Genomic DNA, 15073 nt, shown 5'->3' with positions numbered 1-15073 from the left:
AAAACCTAAATTCCTCCGCGAATCTCTGTGGAAACTCTGTGTAACTCTGCGAAACAATTATCTAATCATAATAAATAAACATCGCTATTACATGGATTAAAATAACGATTAAACATTTACTTCACTTGTAATTAAATTATAAATGCTATCCCAAAGCGCAATTCTATGCATTAATGCATCTTTAGCAATATTTAAAGTTTCCTGCCATTTTTGCTCATTCTCACCACATAATTCCTCTATCATTTTTAATGAAAGTGGGCCATGCTCATCGCCATCTAATTCAATATGACGCTTTAAATAATAGGTTAGCTTACTATAGGTATTGTTGCTGGTTTTAGACTGATTGATAATTTGAAAAAACATATCAGGTATCACATCTTCACGACCAAAAGTAAATGCTGAGGCAATTTTGTGCGATTCATTTGTTGCAATTACCTTAAATGTGAAATCTATAAATTTTAAGGTTTCAGCATTCAAAGTTACTTTTTCTGCAGCATGAGATACAGAATTATTATTTTGAATATGATTAACAAAACTTTCAATTTGCGAAGTGCTAGCTCCAATTTGGTGCATCGCATCTAAGTACATTTCATAATGACTTTTAGGCTCACCTAACTCATTAACATCGCTTTCTTCACCTAGGACAATTTCGTTTATAAAACGAGCTGTCGATGGATTTTGAACAGGTGTCCAAGGCACTTTTGTATTTGTTAATTGAATTTGAAGTGCTTTTAATAATGACATAAAATCCCATACAGCAAACACATGTTGCTCCATAAAGGTTTGTATATCATCAATAGATGATAAAGCACTATATAATTTATGAGCGTTGAGTTCTGCTCTTAAAGCGGTTAGTTCATTCTCTAAGTGTGCTATGGTCATAACTAATATCTTAAAGCACTAATGCGTTTTGTCTAAAAGCATCTTCTTCATCTGAAGTAATACCCAAAGCCTCATGCACATAAGCAAACGTAGAAAGTATTTCTGGCTTCCCATCTACAATAGCAACATCGTGTTCAAAGTGTACACTTGGTTTTCCGTCTTGTGTAACAATCGTCCAACCATCACTCAATTGTTTGACTTTATGAGTTCCTAAATTAATCATAGGCTCAATGGCAACGACCATACCTTCAATAAATTTCTTACCACGACCACGTTTTCCGTAATTAGGCATTTCAGGATCTTCGTGCATTTTTCTTCCTAGACCATGTCCGACTAATTCTCTAACAACACCGTACCCTTGGTCTTCGGTATATTTCTGAATAGCATAACCGACATCACCAACACGATTGCCAATTTTTAATTGCTCAATACCTTTGTAAAGTGATTCTTTGGTAATCTGAATGAGTTTCTTAGTTTCTTCAGCAACATTTCCAATTTCAAACGTATACGCGTGATCACCATAAAAGCCATTCATAAATGAACCACAATCTATAGACACAATATCACCATCTTTTAATGGAATATCTGTTGGTAAACCATGAACGACAGCTTCATTAACACTACAAAGTAAGGTTGAAGGACAATCGTAAAGGCCTTTAAAGCCAGGTAAAGCACCATGGTCTCTAATAAACTCTTCTGCGATGGCATCCAAATGATTGGTTGTTACACCTTCCTTTGTTTCTTTAGCCAACATACCTAAAGTTTTAGATACGATGAGCGCACTTTGACGCATTAATTCAATCTCTTCTGCTGTTTTTACTATAATCATGATTCAAAATATTGAGCGGCAAAGATAGGTAATAGCATTTCTTGATTAAAATTACTACCGAAGAAAATGAAGATTATTTACTTTACTTAATCTAGACTATTAAATCGTGATACAATTAAGCTCTCTCTTAGTTGAACTCGCAAGCTTATTTTGGTGAATTTCGAAGGCTCTAAATATGATATATAACAGTTTTTAAGTAATATGTTTACTGTAAGTTTGCAATATAAAACAGATTGTCTATGTATAAAATTGTTACCGCAGAGGAGGCTTTAAAGGTTGTAAAATCTAATGATCGTGTATATATTCAAGCTGCTGCTGCTGCACCTCAAGCGCTTGTAAAAGCACTGTCAGCAAGACATGAAGAACTTCGTAATATTGAGGTTTGTCAGTTACATACCGAAGGTGTTGCACCTTATGCAAATCCAGAATTAAAAGATAGCTTCCATATTAATTCCTTTTTCTTGGGGAAAAATGTAAGACATACTATAAAAGCTGGAAACGGATCATACACTCCAGTTTTTTTAAGTGAATTACCTCGACTTTTTCAACAACGTGCTTTAGAACTGGATGTGGTATTAATTCATGTGTCTGTACCAGATCGTCATGGCTATTGTTCATTAGGTGTATCTGTTGAAGCGATTTTAGCAGCTATCGATAATGCGAAGACTGTTATTGCTCAGGTGAATCCACAAATGCCAAGAACTCACGGAGCAGGAATTATACATATATCTGAAATTGATTATTTTGTAGAAGTAGATGAAGAAATTCCGACGTATATCATGGCTGAACCGAATGCTATTGAAAGTAAAATTGGAGATTTTGTTGCTGGATTAATAGAAGACAGAAGTACATTACAGATGGGAATTGGTTCTATTCCTAACGCCGTTTTAACACGCTTAACTAATCATAAGGATTTAGGGTTGCACACAGAGATGTTTTCTGATGGAGTTATAGATTTGATAATGAATAATGTGATTAATGGTAATTATAAAAAGATTAATCGTGGACGAGCACTTTCAACATTTTTGATGGGGTCTAAACGTTTATATGACTATGTTGACGATAATCCATTTGTAGAAATGCGTGCTTCAAATTATACTAATAATCCTGCATATATCAAACAAAATCCAAAGATGGTGGCTATCAATTCTGCTATTGAAGTTGATGTTACTGGTCAAGTTTGCGCAGATTCAATAGGTTCTGATATGTATTCAGGAGTTGGTGGGCAAATGGACTTTATTCGGGGAGCATCCTTAAGCCAAGGAGGTAAAGCGATTATAGCACTGCCATCAGTGACCAAAAATGGAATTAGTAGAATTGTGCCAATATTAAAACCTGGTGCTGGTGTCGTAACCACAAGAGCACATGTACAATATGTCGTTACAGAATATGGTATTGCCAATCTATACGGTCAAACGATTAAGAATAGAGTAAAAGCTTTAGTGGATATTGCGCATCCAGATCATAGAGAATCTATCGATAAAGCGTATTTTGAGATGATAAAATAAATGATAAGATTTAAAACTTCCACCACTTTTTAGGTGCTGGCGGAATATTTGGTTCTTCATTGGTGATGATTTGGTATACTTCTCCCCAACCTAGAATACCGCCTATGTTTCTATCATCTATAAAGAGGTCTGCATGAATTTTTCTACTTCTACTATAGTCATATTTTTCTTCAGGAAAACTAGCATTTACAGCGTAAAACTCAATGCCATTGTCTTTGCAAAATTGCACAGCTTCATCTAGCTTAGCACCACAGCGATACGTCCATAAAATGAGACGATGACCATCTTCTTGAAGCCGCTTTAAGGTTTCAAAAGCAAAGATTCGAGTTTTTCCAATCTTCGGATAAGCATCATCCACTATGGTGCCATCAAAATCTACGGCTATTATTAATCTGTTTTGAAAATTCATGGTATTCAAAGTATCTGGGTCTAGAGCAAAGTTACAACAATAAGAAAATTACACAAGGCTTTCTCTTGTCATTGCTTTTGGTTGCGGTACGCCTATCAACTTTAAAATGGTTGGTGCAATATCTCCTAAAATACCATCTTTAATGGTTTTTAATTCATTGTCTATTAAAATCACAGGAACAGGATTAGTGGTATGTGCCGTGTTCGGTGTGCCATCCGGGTTTATCATGGTTTCACAGTTTCCATGATCCGCAATTAATATAGTGGTATAATCATTTTCTAAGGCTGTAGTCACAACTTCTTTAACGCATTTATCCACATGTTCACAAGCTTCTATCGCTGCTTGCATAACACCTGTATGGCCAACCATATCTCCATTTGCAAAATTGAGACACACAAAATCAACGTCTCCTTTTTTAAGTTCAGGAACTAGAGCATCTGTTAATTCATAAACACTCATTTCTGGTTTTAAATCATAAGTCGCTACTTTTGGTGAGTTTCTTAAAATACGAGTTTCACCTTCAAATGGTTTTTCTTGTCCGCCTGAAAAGAAAAAAGTAACATGAGGATATTTCTCTGTTTCAGCAATACGAATTTGCTTTTTATGATGTTTCTCTAAGACTTCACCTAGTGTTTCAGTGAGGTTGTCTTTATTGAAAACGACGTTAATGCCTTTAAACGTATTGTCGTAATTAGTGATGGTTACATAGTATAGATTCAGTTTATGCATATTAAACTCATGAAAATCAGTTTGAGTTAATGCTTCCGTCAATTGTCTTCCTCTATCTGTTCTAAAATTGAAAAAGATAACAACATCATCGTCTTTAATAGTGGTTACAGGTTGATTATCATTATCTGTAACAATTAAAGGTTTGATGAATTCGTCTGTAACATCCTTGTCATAATTATCTTGGATAGATTGTACTGCATTCTGAGTTTTTTCACCTTCTCCATTGACTAACGCATCATAAACTATTTTTACACGTTCCCAACGTTTATCTCTATCCATGGCATAATAACGCCCCGTTACTGATGCTAGTTTTCCAGAAGTTTTATCAAGGTGCTTTTCTAAATCTGAAATAAAACCAGCTCCCGATTTTGGGTCTACATCTCTACCATCTGTAAAGGCATGTACAAAGACGTTTTCTAATCCGTAATCGTTAGTGGCATTCAATAAACCATAAAGATGATTTATATGAGAATGAACTCCACCATCACTAACTAAACCTAATAAATGTACATTTTTATTATTGGCTTTAGCATATTCAAAAGCTGTTTTTAAAACGGGTTCTTCACGAAGTGTATTATTTTCTACAGCAAGGTTAATCTTCACTAAATCTTGATATACAATACGGCCAGCACCCAAATTCATGTGTCCTACTTCGCTATTTCCCATTTGACCTTCGGGTAGGCCAACATGGAGTCCGTCTGTCCTTAGACTGGCATTAGGATATTTAGTGTATAGAGAATCTATAAATGGAGTTTGTGCATTGTCTATAGCCGAAACTTTAGGGTCAGGTGATTTTCCCCAACCGTCTAAAATCATTAAAATAACCTTCTTATTCATGTCTAATTGTTTTGAGTATCAAAGATAATACTATACAACGCTACAACAAATCTGTAGGACGAAAAAATTTTAAATATTATCTCTAAATTAAGTTTTGCTAGTAGGTTGCTAATGTTTGGTTTATGATTTGTGATAGTGTTAACATATTTGTTTTCAAATCGTTAAAAAAATGTTATAATATTTTTTTTAGTGTAACACTTTAAGGGATATGTCGTCTATTTAGTATAATCAAAAAACAATCAATTAAATTTAAAATCTTTCATCATGAAAAAAACAGTAATCGTATTAGCCTTAGCATTAGGCTTCTCAATGTCAAATGTAAATGCATCTAATGACCTTTTAATTTCAGAATTAAATAACGTCATTGAAAACCCAATTAAAGTAAGTCCTTTGTGCAAGGCTGTTGCAACTGGTAACTTAGAAGAAGTTAATAAGCTTATAAAAGCCGGTGCAGATGTCAATGCAAAGTCTAATGGTATGATGCCAATCCACTATGCCGCAAAGTACAATCGTGTAGAAATTATTAAAGCTTTAATTACTGCAGGGTCTGAAATTCACAAACCTTGTGATTTAGGTTATACTGCTTTAGGTCATGCACAAAATTCTAAAGCCACTGACGCTGAATTATTTTTAAAGCGTTTTAAAAACAAAAATGTCTAGGAGTAGACAGTTATTTGAGTTAGTTAGTTTTAAAAAGCGCCTTTAGGGCGCTTTTTTGTTGTTAACAAACGGACTACTTTTAAGCTTTTAATTTTTTAATATGGACTACCAGTTTAAAATAATCTCAAACGATAGCTTAGATCAAATCATCCCTTTAGTTTATGAACTTAACGAAGGGAAAGTAGATGAAGAATTGCTAAAGTCGCGATTTGACGATATAAAGCAGCAAAATTATTAAATGTGCAGGTGTATTTAAAGCTAATAAACTGGTTGGTATTTCGGGATTATGGTTTTCTACACGTCACTATATTTGGAAATCAATAGAGTTAGATCACGTATATATTTCCCCAGAACACAGAGGGAACGGTATAGGAAAACAGTTTATGGCATGGATATACAATTATGCTGAAGAGCATGGATGTAATTCAGTAGAATTAAATATCTATGTTCAAAATCACCCGTCTCACAAATTTTATTTTAATGAAGGCTTTAAAATTTTAGGCTATCACTTTCTGAAACAGCTATAGTTATTTTAAAAACTCTAAATCAGAATTCGTTTCAATTTCATAAGGAGCTTTATTGTATTCAAAAATTCGAGCTTGCAAAGTGCCTTTTAAAATACGTTTGTTTCCAGTAACTGTAATCCAACTGCCTTCTCGTAGCCCAATGACAGGTTGATTGTTATACACGTGAAATTCTTTTATACGTGTTTCTCTAGTTTCACCCATATGTGTACTGCCTTCAATAGGGTCTAAGTAATGCGGATTAATATTAAACGGCACCAATCCTAAGGTTTTAAAACTTGGAGGATACACTATAGGCATATCGTTGGTGGTATTCATAGTTAACCCGCAGATGTTACTTCCTGCGCTAGTCCCTAAATACGGGGTGCCATTATTAATGGCTTCTTTTATAGGTAGTAACACGTTGTTCTTGTATAATTGCGATACTAAAACAAAGGTGTTTCCACCACCAACAAAAATACCTTGTGCATTCTGTATAGCTTCTTTAGGTGTATCAAATTGATGAATACCTTTTACTGTTTTACCAATCTTGGCAAAAGCATTTGATGCTATTTTGGTATAATCATCATGCGAAATACCTCCAGGTCGAGCATATGGAATGAATAAAATTTCATTTGCAGATTTAAAATGCGTTTCTAAATCGTTTAATAAATACTCTAAATAGCCGCTGCCATGAATAGTGGATGTACTTGCAATTATAATTGATTTCAAAATTTAAGGTTTTAGATGTACGGTTTTACAAAGAAAGTCAATCTTTTTTAAAAGGACGATTTTATCATTTAACAAATATTTACGAGCATAATCTTATGAGAATTGCAGAATATAACCGAAATTTAGTTCAGTAATTGAAATAAAAAAACGAGCATGTTAAATTATTTTCCGTTAAGAGGGTAATTATATAGTGAACAGCATGTAGTAATACCATATAAATAAAATTAACACATGAAAAAAACACTACTCTTATTACTCTTATTTACTACGCTAGCTACTTTTGGACAAGATATTGAAAGAATTACCGTCAATGGTAGAATCGTCGTGTCCACTGATGATAAAGAAGGTGTCGCGGTTTTTAACTCGTCTTCTAATAAAGGCACCTACACCGACGCAGATGGGAATTTTGAACTTGATGTAGCGCTTAATGATGTGGTAGAGTTTGGAGCGCTTCAATTTGAAGATTTTACAGTTACGATTACTGATAAAGTGCTGTTGTCAAAACGGCTAACAGTGATACTTGTGGAGGAAGTGAATAAATTAGATGAGGTTGTCTTATTGCCATTTGATTTAACCGGAAACTTGGGAGCAGACCTAGAAAATGTTAGAACTTACAACGTTAGTTTGGACGATGTTTACTTTGGATTAGATAATATTGAAGATTTTGAGTTTTCTGCGGATTATAAAACTAAAGCTGATAATTTAGCTTTTAATGAATACAATCCTTACGTAGGTAATATGCTCGATTTGGTAAATGTGGCAGGATTTTTAATTAAGCAAGTCGTTAATGTTGAGGACAAGAAACCTAAAAGTAAGAGAGCTGTAGAATTAGAGAAAACCCCGTTTAAGAAAGCATTAGATACCTATAGCGTTAATTATATTCACAATAATTTTGACATTCCTTTAGATCAAGTTCCAGCATTTATTGATTATGTTGAGAAGGAAGGGATAGCAGATAGCCTGTTTGAAGAGAATAAAGAAATGCAACTTTTAGAACGTATTTCACAGTTAAGTAAAGCGTTTTTAAAAGACAATAGTGAAAAGGAGTAAAATACTTTATAGCATTATTTTCCTTTTAACCGTGCTTATGGGGAATGCTCAACGCACCGATTTAAAGGGTAAGTTAATTGCAAACGATGAGGTTGAAGGACTTCACATACAAAACAAAACAGGGGCGAAATATACGATTTCAGAAGGCGATGGAAGTTTTATTATTCCGGCTAAAGTTCAAGATACTTTAGTTATTTCGGGAGTAAAATATCAAACACAAGAGATAGTCATTTCTGAAACAGTAATGGATTTAGGTGAATTATATGTTCAGATGGTGGAGAATGTTAGCGAATTGAACGAAGTTGTTGTTGGTAAAATTTTAACAGGAAGCTTAGAATCCGATCTTCAAAATTCAGAAGCTAAACCAGAGATAAATTTTTATGATTTAGGTATACCAGGATATACAGGAAAACCACTAACCCAAAATGAAAGAAAATTATACGACGCCGATGGTGGTTCATGGGGCAGCATAGGTTTGGGGTTTAGTGTTAACTTCTATAAGGTGCTAAATACCATCAGTGGACGAACAAAGAAACTAAAAGCAATTGTAGAACTAGATGATCGTAGTGCATGTATAGAACGCATTAAATACAATTACGAAAACTATATTTTTGAAAACGATTCTTTAGCAGAAAATTTGCGAACTGAGTATTTTTTATTTTGTCAAGAAGACGATGAATTTCTGAATCTGTGTCATCAAAATAATGATTTGGCACTCCTAGAATATCTAAAAGAAAAACTAAAAGTTTATCAAGAAAATAGAAAATCAGTAACTAAAGACTAACTTTGGAATGCGTTTTGTAAATGCATATTACAATCCAGAACAATATATGAAGCCTCAATATTTATTAATTCTTACGTTTACACTTCCATTTTTAATTTCCAATTCTATTTCGCACGAATATTATGTCAGTGTAACAGAAGTAGAATATGCTGAAGAGCAACAAGCCCTTCAAATCATAAGTCAGATTTTTATTGATGATTTTGAAACCCTACTTCGTAAGCGTTACGATGAATCTATTACACTCGCTACTGAAGATGAGTTGGAAATGGTTGATACGTACATGAGTCGGTATGTGTCTGATAAATTGAAAATCGTCATAAATGGGGAAGACGTCAATTTTAAATTTATAGGAAAGGAATATAGAGATGATATTGCCTATTGCTATTTAGAAATAGAAAACGTTTCAAATATTAAGTACATAGAGGTTACCAATCAAATTTTATTCGATGCGTTTTCAGACCAACAAAACATCGTTCGGTTAAAACTTCAAGGCAAAAATAAGAGCTTTTTATTAGTTCCAGGTAATGATAGTTGCGTGTTAAAATTTAATTAAAAGACTGTTAAAGCCATCTTAAAGTCCTATTTTAGGCCTCATTTTAATCCCAAAATATTTTTATGAAAATTTTAAAATACTTCGTTTGTGCTATGCTTTTTACGTCCTTTAGCATATTCGCACAAGATGACGTAAAGGCCGAACGCCAGCAAGGTCATACTAATCAAAACAAATTTAAACAGCTTTATGATGAGTTTTCTACACCCAATGTGTTTAGAACGGGTTCTGGAGCACCTGGTCCTGGGTATTATCAGCAGCAGGCAGATTATAAAATGGATATTGAAATCGATGACGACAAAGCAAAATTGTATGGTGATGAAACGATTACATATACCAATAACTCGCCAGATGAGTTAAAGTATCTTTGGGTGCAATTAGATCAAAACATGCGTGCAAGAGATTCAAAAACACCACTTATTGGTAGTTCTGGAATTGCTCCTGCTAATTTATCATCTAGAGTTGTAAAGTCTTATCTAAAAGAATCTTTTGATGGAGGTTTTAACATCGTCCATGTGAAGGATGTGAATGGAAATGATTTACCATATACCATAAACCGTACAATGATGCGTGTAGAATTGCCACGAGCGATAAATACAGGAGGTAAATTTTCATTCCAAATAAAATGGTGGTACAATATTAATAACCATGTAAAAGACGGAGGTCGTTCTGGTTATGAATATTTTGAAGAAGATGATAATAATTTATATACCATAGCTCAGTTTTACCCACGAATGGCTGTGTATAATGATGTAGAAGGATGGCAAAATTCTCAATTTTGGGGACGTGATGAATTTGCGTTACCATTTGGAAATTTTGATGTGAATATTACTGTACCTGCAGATCATATCCTAGATGGTACAGGAGTTTTGACAAATCGTGAAGAAGTCTTTACAAAAGAGATGATGAAACGTTACAAGAAAGCGCAAAAATCTTATGATGAGCCTGTAATGATTGTAACCGACGAAGACGCTAGAAATGCTGAAAAATCTAAAAGTAAAGATAAGAAGACTTGGAAATTGTCGGCAAAAATGGTTCGTGATTTCGGTTTTGCAACCTCTCGTAAGTTCCTTTGGGATATGATGGCTGTAAAGCTTGGAGAGAAAGATGTTATGGCTGTGTCTTTATATCCAAAAGAAGGAAACCCATTATGGGAACAATGGTCTACTAAAGCCGTTGCGAGTACCTTAAAAACCTATTCGCGTATGACCTTTGATTACCCTTATCACAAGGCAATTTCTGTAAATACACCTATGGGAATGGAGTATCCAATGATCTGTTTTAATTTTGGTCGTCCGGATAAAGAAGGGAATTTTTCTGATAGAACAAAATATGGGATGATTGGAGTTATTATTCATGAAGTTGGGCACAATTGGTTCCCTATGATTATAAATAGTGATGAGCGTCAATGGACATGGATGGACGAAGGTTTAAATACGTTTACACAATATGTTGCAGAGCAAGATTTTGGTGAGTGGTATCCTGATGCTTTATCTCCGCAACATAAAGCATTTCCGTCTCGAAGAGGACCAGCTAAAAATATTGTAAGGTATATGGGAGGTGATCAAAACTTTATTGCACCAATTATGACCAAAGGTTTAAATACTTATCAATTTGGAAGTAATGCTTATAGTAAGCCTGCAACCGCTTTAAATATTTTAAGAGAAACTGTAATGGGTCGCGATCTATTTGATTATTCATTTAAAGAATACGCAAATCGTTGGAAGTTTAAACACCCAACTCCAGAAGATTTTTTCCGTACAATGGAAGATGCCTCAGCAGTAGATTTAGATTGGTTTTGGAGAGGTTGGTTTTACACTACAGATTATACAGATATTGCTATAAAAGAGGTTAAGAAATTTGCGGTAACGACAACGCCAAATGATAACGGAAAGCGATTGGCTGAGCGCTACAATAGAGATCCTGAAAGTTTAGTGTATTTTATTGAAGAAGGTGCAGAAGGTTATGATGACGCTATGAAAGCTAATACATCTATTGATGAGTTGCCTACTGTGAAAGAATATATCATGGATAATTTTACACCAGAAGAGCAGAAGGCGATGAAAAAAGCACCTAAATATTTCTATCAAATAACGTTTGATAAACCAGGTGGATTAGTGATGCCGTTAATCGTTGAGTATACTTATGCTGATGGCACTACGTCAAGAGAAACATATCCTGCCCAAGTATGGAGGCTTAATGATAAGGAAGTCAGTAAGGCTATTGCAAGTGATAAAGAAATTGTATCGGTACAAGTAGATCCAGACTTAGAAACAGCAGATGTAGATACTACCAATAATTCTTGGCCTAAAGAAGTTAAAGAAAGCGATTTCGATACGTTTAAAAGTAAAGTAAGAGATTAATACACAATTTAAATTATAAATTTAAGCCAACTATTTTTTAGTTGGCTTTTTTTATTTTTAATTTGAAGTGGTATAATCCACAAACTCACTTTATATTTGCAGTGTGATACATCAACTAACATTATTATTTATTGGAGGTGCGGAAATAATGGTAATACTACTAATTGTAGTATTAGTTTTTGGCGCTGATAAAATACCTGAAATTGCCCAAGGTTTAGGTAAAGGTATGCGTCAACTAAGAGACGCAAGCAATGATATTAAGCAAGAAGTTACCAAAAGTGCAAAGGAGAATAACATTTTAGATAAAGATGTTACGAAAGATGTACAGGAAGAGATTAACAAAATTAAAGATGATCTTGAAGACTTCACAGGGTCATTAAAGCGTAATAAATAATTACAGATTATTTAATTACACACTTCTTTATTTGTCATAGTCGTAAAATTACATACTAATTTCTGTGTTTTATTTAATATATTTAGAGAATTAATCATCTAAATTATATTATATGAAAAAAATGTACACTTTGATAATGCTTGTCATAGCCATTATCATAGTATCTTGTTCTAAAGATGCTATAACTGATTCAGAATCGGAAGCTGTTCAGTTTCCAGAAGAGCCTTTAACCATAACCCAAATTAATGAACGTATTAGCGAAAGTATCAGGACTACTGGTGATTTTTACTGGAGTAATGAAGATGCACACTTTTTATGGAGCGCCTTAACGCACGGACAACATGTACTGACTGTTGGTTACGGAAATGAAGGTCAGAGTTTTGGTGAAGAAGGAGATACTGACCTTGAAAATAAAAAAAATAGTTTGCTCGCTACAATTCTTAACGAAGAACACGTTACTAAAGAAGATTTTAAACTGAAGGAAGATGATATTCTAACGGTTTTTGATGCAGAAGTAACAAAACTCGAAACTATTATAGCTTTAAGAGAAAGTGAATATGTGAGGTATTTAGAACCAAATGGCTATAACCAATATACTGCGATTCAGCAGAAATCAAGTTCAGGATGTGATACAAGTGCAGATTCAATTAACTCGGCACACTATTCTACTATAGCTCCAAATAATGCACAAGTGTCTTGGCATTTTGATGCGCATAACATTCGTGATGCATGGAATATATCAACAGGTTCAGGTGTTACCATCGGATTGATTGATACAGGGGTTTCAAAAACGCAATCTCTATTAAATTCAGTGGGAATTAATGACGGCTATTCATCAGGCCGATTTGTTCAAAAATATGGCACTTTTATAGATTCTAATTGGTGGTGGTCTAGTAATTATGATGGCCCTCATGATAAATGTGGACATGGAACAGCAATGGGATCTACGATGGCTGCACCACGAAATGACAACGGAATGCCTGTTGGTGTCGCCTATAATTCTAATTTGGTGGCTTACAGAGCTACGGAAGATGTGCTTTTAAATGACTATCATGAGCGTAAAGGTGTTTCTCAAGCATTAAAAGATTTAGGAGATCGGAGTGATGTGAAAATAATATCAATGTCTATAGGTTATGTTTGGTCTATTGGTAATATAAAAGATGCAGTACGCTATGCGTATAGCAAAGGAAAACTAATTTTTGCTGCAGGTGGCACGTCTACGAGCTTCACAAATGGCTTTGGTGTTATTTTTCCAGCGACAATGAGTGAAACTGTGGCCGTTACTGGTGTTAATGATGGAAGTAGTTATGAACGTTGCGATACATGTCATAGTGGTAGTAAAATAGATTTTACGATTATCATGGAAGGAGATAACAATACAAGTAAAGCTCCTCCTGTATTAGGCTTTAATGATGGGCAACGTCGTTACACAGGCGGATCTTCCGTAGCAACAGCAACTACGGCTGGTATAGCAGCCTTAATATGGTCTAAATATCCAAGTTGGAGCAGGACACAAGTGCTTAATAGGTTAAAGCAGTCTTCTGAATTTTACCCTAATAAAAATAGTAGTTTTGGTTATGGAAATATAGATGCGTTAGAAGCTGTACAATAGGTTAAACACATCTTATAAAAAGGAAGCCTCGCTAAATGTTGCGAGGCTTTTCTTTTGAAGCGATTGAAATAATTTAATCTAATACATGCTTCTTAAATATCGCTTGTAATTCGTGTTCTGGATTATCAGTGATTCCACAATGCGTTTTAGAACTTTGAATGATTGTACTGCGAGACGCTGCTAACCATCTAAAGCGGTCTGAGATTTCAAATTGACCAATTTTCCCAGCAGAAGTATCCCCTTTAGAAATTAACTCCCAAGATTTTAAATAGTTGTTAATTGTGTCTAATTCTAATTCACATGAAAATGCATTCAGTTTTTGTGGATCAACATTATATTTAACGCCTAAAAATTTTTTTCGTTTTGAAAACAAAATCACACCGACGTTAAAAAACTCTTCACGTTCTACTTTAGGGACCAATCTAATAATCGCATATTCAAAAGTAACTTTATCTTGCATCTTCAGCTTCTTTTACTAAGGTGTCAATTTTTGAGAGTCTCGAATTTAAGTATTCAATATAAGCTTTTCTCATTTGGTCTGGTGTAAATGAATCAGACTCATTGATTAGCCAATCTTCAGGTATTTTGTAAATAATATCTTCAATGGTATTTTGGTCTAATGTTGCGATAATCTGTTGAGAGGCTTCATTTAATTGCGAGGCACGCTCCAAAAGGACGTGATCTTTAATCAAGGGAAAGGTTCTGGTTAGATGATTTTTCCAGGTACTCCAATTATGATGAAAATAGAAACTGGCACCATTATCTATAACCCATAATTCGTTATTCCAATTTAATAAATTGGTGTTTTTTACAGTTCGGTCTATATTGCTAATTATACTATCCAGTAGTACAATTTTGGATGATGTCATTGCATCAGCAACAGACACTAAAGGATCAAAGGTAATAGAGCTACTTAGGTAATGCAACCCGAGATTTAGACCTACACTAAATTTCAATAAATCTTGTATTTCTTCATCGGGTTCAGTTTTGCTAAAGGAATCGTCTAAATTTAAAAAAACTAATTCAGGAACTTTTAAACCAATAGCTCTGGCTAATTCACCTCCAATAAATTCTGCAATGAGAGCTTTGGTTCCTTGGCCAGCACCTCGAAACTTTAAAACATATAGAAAATCATCACTAGCTTCAATTATAGCAGGTAGAGAACCTCCTTCTCTCAAAGGCGTAATGTATTTAATAACATCTGCGGTTCTAATGTCAATGTCACTCATAG

The 15073-nt window shown here is 34.3% G+C and carries 17 protein-coding genes; 10 read left to right on the top strand and 7 right to left on the bottom strand.

The window, feature by feature from the left end; all coding sequences use genetic code 11:
- Positions 1-108 precede the first annotated feature (108 nt).
- Positions 109-882: a DUF3050 domain-containing protein gene (locus KO515_RS04620; RefSeq protein ID WP_215935207.1), complete on the bottom strand. Its 774-nt coding sequence runs from the start codon at positions 880-882 to the stop codon at positions 109-111.
- A gap of 10 nt (positions 883-892) precedes the next feature.
- On the bottom strand, positions 893-1711 hold the full coding sequence (gene map / locus KO515_RS04615; protein WP_178983559.1) for a type I methionyl aminopeptidase: 819 nt from the start codon (positions 1709-1711) through the stop codon (positions 893-895).
- 239 nt (positions 1712-1950) lie between these two features.
- On the opposite strand from map, the gene KO515_RS04610 reads away from it, so the two are divergent.
- Complete coding sequence (locus KO515_RS04610; RefSeq protein ID WP_215935206.1) at positions 1951-3219, top strand: acetyl-CoA hydrolase/transferase family protein; 1269 nt, start codon at positions 1951-1953, stop codon at positions 3217-3219.
- 10 nt (positions 3220-3229) lie between these two features.
- On the opposite strand, the gene KO515_RS04605 is transcribed toward KO515_RS04610, so the two are convergent.
- Positions 3230-3628, bottom strand: coding sequence for a BT0820 family HAD-type phosphatase (locus KO515_RS04605; protein WP_179321242.1), 399 nt, complete (start codon positions 3626-3628; stop codon positions 3230-3232).
- A 48-nt stretch (positions 3629-3676) separates the two neighbouring features.
- The gene (gpmI, locus tag KO515_RS04600; protein WP_215935205.1) at positions 3677-5194 is read right to left on the bottom strand and encodes a 2,3-bisphosphoglycerate-independent phosphoglycerate mutase; all 1518 of its coding nucleotides are present in this window, start codon (positions 5192-5194) and stop codon (positions 3677-3679) included.
- Positions 5195-5458: 264 nt separating this feature from the next.
- Here gpmI and KO515_RS04595 point away from each other — a divergent pair, with 264 nt between their 5' ends.
- From KO515_RS04595 to KO515_RS04590, 3 genes are all read left to right on the top strand, one after another.
- Positions 5459-5854, top strand: coding sequence for an ankyrin repeat domain-containing protein (locus KO515_RS04595; RefSeq protein WP_215935204.1), 396 nt, complete (start codon positions 5459-5461; stop codon positions 5852-5854).
- Between the two features lie 100 nt (positions 5855-5954).
- A complete protein-coding gene (locus KO515_RS18915; protein WP_354668264.1) occupies positions 5955-6092 on the top strand; it encodes a hypothetical protein in 138 nt (45 codons plus the stop codon).
- Positions 6085-6381, top strand: coding sequence for a GNAT family N-acetyltransferase (locus tag KO515_RS04590; protein ID WP_354668271.1), 297 nt, complete (start codon positions 6085-6087; stop codon positions 6379-6381). Before KO515_RS18915 ends, KO515_RS04590 begins: the two co-directional genes overlap by 8 nt.
- On the opposite strand, the gene pepE is transcribed toward KO515_RS04590, so the two are convergent.
- Positions 6382-7089 (bottom strand): dipeptidase PepE, encoded by a 708-nt coding sequence (gene pepE, locus KO515_RS04585; RefSeq protein ID WP_215935203.1) that lies wholly within the window; start codon positions 7087-7089, stop codon positions 6382-6384.
- Positions 7090-7320: 231 nt separating this feature from the next.
- Here pepE and KO515_RS04580 point away from each other — a divergent pair, with 231 nt between their 5' ends.
- The 6 genes from KO515_RS04580 to KO515_RS04555 all read left to right on the top strand — a co-directional run bounded on the left by KO515_RS04580 (position 7321) and on the right by KO515_RS04555 (position 13842).
- On the top strand, positions 7321-8139 hold the full coding sequence (locus KO515_RS04580; protein WP_215935202.1) for a carboxypeptidase-like regulatory domain-containing protein: 819 nt from the start codon (positions 7321-7323) through the stop codon (positions 8137-8139).
- Between the two features lie 37 nt (positions 8140-8176).
- Complete coding sequence (locus KO515_RS04575; RefSeq protein WP_215935201.1) at positions 8177-8923, top strand: carboxypeptidase-like regulatory domain-containing protein; 747 nt, start codon at positions 8177-8179, stop codon at positions 8921-8923.
- Between the two features lie 7 nt (positions 8924-8930).
- Positions 8931-9476, top strand: a complete 546-nt coding sequence (locus KO515_RS04570; RefSeq protein ID WP_252723776.1) for a DUF6702 family protein — start codon at positions 8931-8933, stop codon at positions 9474-9476.
- A 62-nt stretch (positions 9477-9538) separates the two neighbouring features.
- Positions 9539-11836 carry a M1 family metallopeptidase gene (locus KO515_RS04565; RefSeq protein WP_215935200.1) on the top strand — a complete coding sequence of 766 codons (2298 nt, stop codon included), beginning with the start codon at positions 9539-9541 and terminating at the stop codon, positions 11834-11836.
- Between the two features lie 103 nt (positions 11837-11939).
- Complete coding sequence (gene tatA / locus KO515_RS04560; protein ID WP_215935199.1) at positions 11940-12230, top strand: twin-arginine translocase TatA/TatE family subunit; 291 nt, start codon at positions 11940-11942, stop codon at positions 12228-12230.
- 112 nt (positions 12231-12342) lie between these two features.
- The gene (locus tag KO515_RS04555) at positions 12343-13842 is read left to right on the top strand and encodes a S8 family peptidase (protein WP_215935198.1); all 1500 of its coding nucleotides are present in this window, start codon (positions 12343-12345) and stop codon (positions 13840-13842) included.
- A gap of 73 nt (positions 13843-13915) precedes the next feature.
- Here KO515_RS04555 and KO515_RS04550 read toward each other — a convergent pair whose 3' ends face one another.
- Entirely contained in the window at positions 13916-14302 is a 387-nt protein-coding gene (locus tag KO515_RS04550; protein ID WP_215935197.1) for a DUF3037 domain-containing protein, read from the bottom strand.
- Positions 14292-15071, bottom strand: a complete 780-nt coding sequence (locus tag KO515_RS04545) for a HipA family kinase (protein ID WP_215935196.1) — start codon at positions 15069-15071, stop codon at positions 14292-14294. Before KO515_RS04545 ends, KO515_RS04550 begins: the two co-directional genes overlap by 11 nt.
- Between the last annotated feature and the right edge of the window lie 2 nt (positions 15072-15073).

The organism is Winogradskyella psychrotolerans, assembly GCF_018860545.1.
Classification (GTDB): domain Bacteria; phylum Bacteroidota; class Bacteroidia; order Flavobacteriales; family Flavobacteriaceae; genus Winogradskyella; species Winogradskyella psychrotolerans_A.
The sequence above is the reverse complement of the archived record's forward strand: the minus strand, read 5'-3'. Positions and strand labels throughout refer to the sequence as shown.

What these genes read in the sequence shown, in the direction of transcription:
- KO515_RS04620 (WP_215935207.1), bottom strand. Translation starts at nt 882, where the DNA reads ATGACCATAGCACACTTAGAGAATGAACTAACCGCTTTAAGAGCAGAA.
- map (WP_178983559.1), bottom strand. Translation starts at nt 1,711, where the DNA reads ATGATTATAGTAAAAACAGCAGAAGAGATTGAATTAATGCGTCAAAGT.
- KO515_RS04610 (WP_215935206.1), top strand. Translation starts at nt 1,951, where the DNA reads ATGTATAAAATTGTTACCGCAGAGGAGGCTTTAAAGGTTGTAAAATCT.
- KO515_RS04605 (WP_179321242.1), bottom strand. Translation starts at nt 3,628, where the DNA reads ATGAATTTTCAAAACAGATTAATAATAGCCGTAGATTTTGATGGCACC.
- gpmI (WP_215935205.1), bottom strand. Translation starts at nt 5,194, where the DNA reads ATGAATAAGAAGGTTATTTTAATGATTTTAGACGGTTGGGGAAAATCA.
- KO515_RS04595 (WP_215935204.1), top strand. Translation starts at nt 5,459, where the DNA reads ATGAAAAAAACAGTAATCGTATTAGCCTTAGCATTAGGCTTCTCAATG.
- KO515_RS18915 (WP_354668264.1), top strand. Translation starts at nt 5,955, where the DNA reads ATGGACTACCAGTTTAAAATAATCTCAAACGATAGCTTAGATCAAATC.
- KO515_RS04580 (WP_215935202.1), top strand. Translation starts at nt 7,321, where the DNA reads ATGAAAAAAACACTACTCTTATTACTCTTATTTACTACGCTAGCTACT.
- KO515_RS04575 (WP_215935201.1), top strand. Translation starts at nt 8,177, where the DNA reads ATGGGGAATGCTCAACGCACCGATTTAAAGGGTAAGTTAATTGCAAAC.
- KO515_RS04570 (WP_252723776.1), top strand. Translation starts at nt 8,931, where the DNA reads ATGCGTTTTGTAAATGCATATTACAATCCAGAACAATATATGAAGCCT.
- KO515_RS04565 (WP_215935200.1), top strand. Translation starts at nt 9,539, where the DNA reads ATGAAAATTTTAAAATACTTCGTTTGTGCTATGCTTTTTACGTCCTTT.
- KO515_RS04555 (WP_215935198.1), top strand. Translation starts at nt 12,343, where the DNA reads ATGAAAAAAATGTACACTTTGATAATGCTTGTCATAGCCATTATCATA.
- KO515_RS04550 (WP_215935197.1), bottom strand. Translation starts at nt 14,302, where the DNA reads ATGCAAGATAAAGTTACTTTTGAATATGCGATTATTAGATTGGTCCCT.
- KO515_RS04545 (WP_215935196.1), bottom strand. Translation starts at nt 15,071, where the DNA reads ATGAGTGACATTGACATTAGAACCGCAGATGTTATTAAATACATTACG.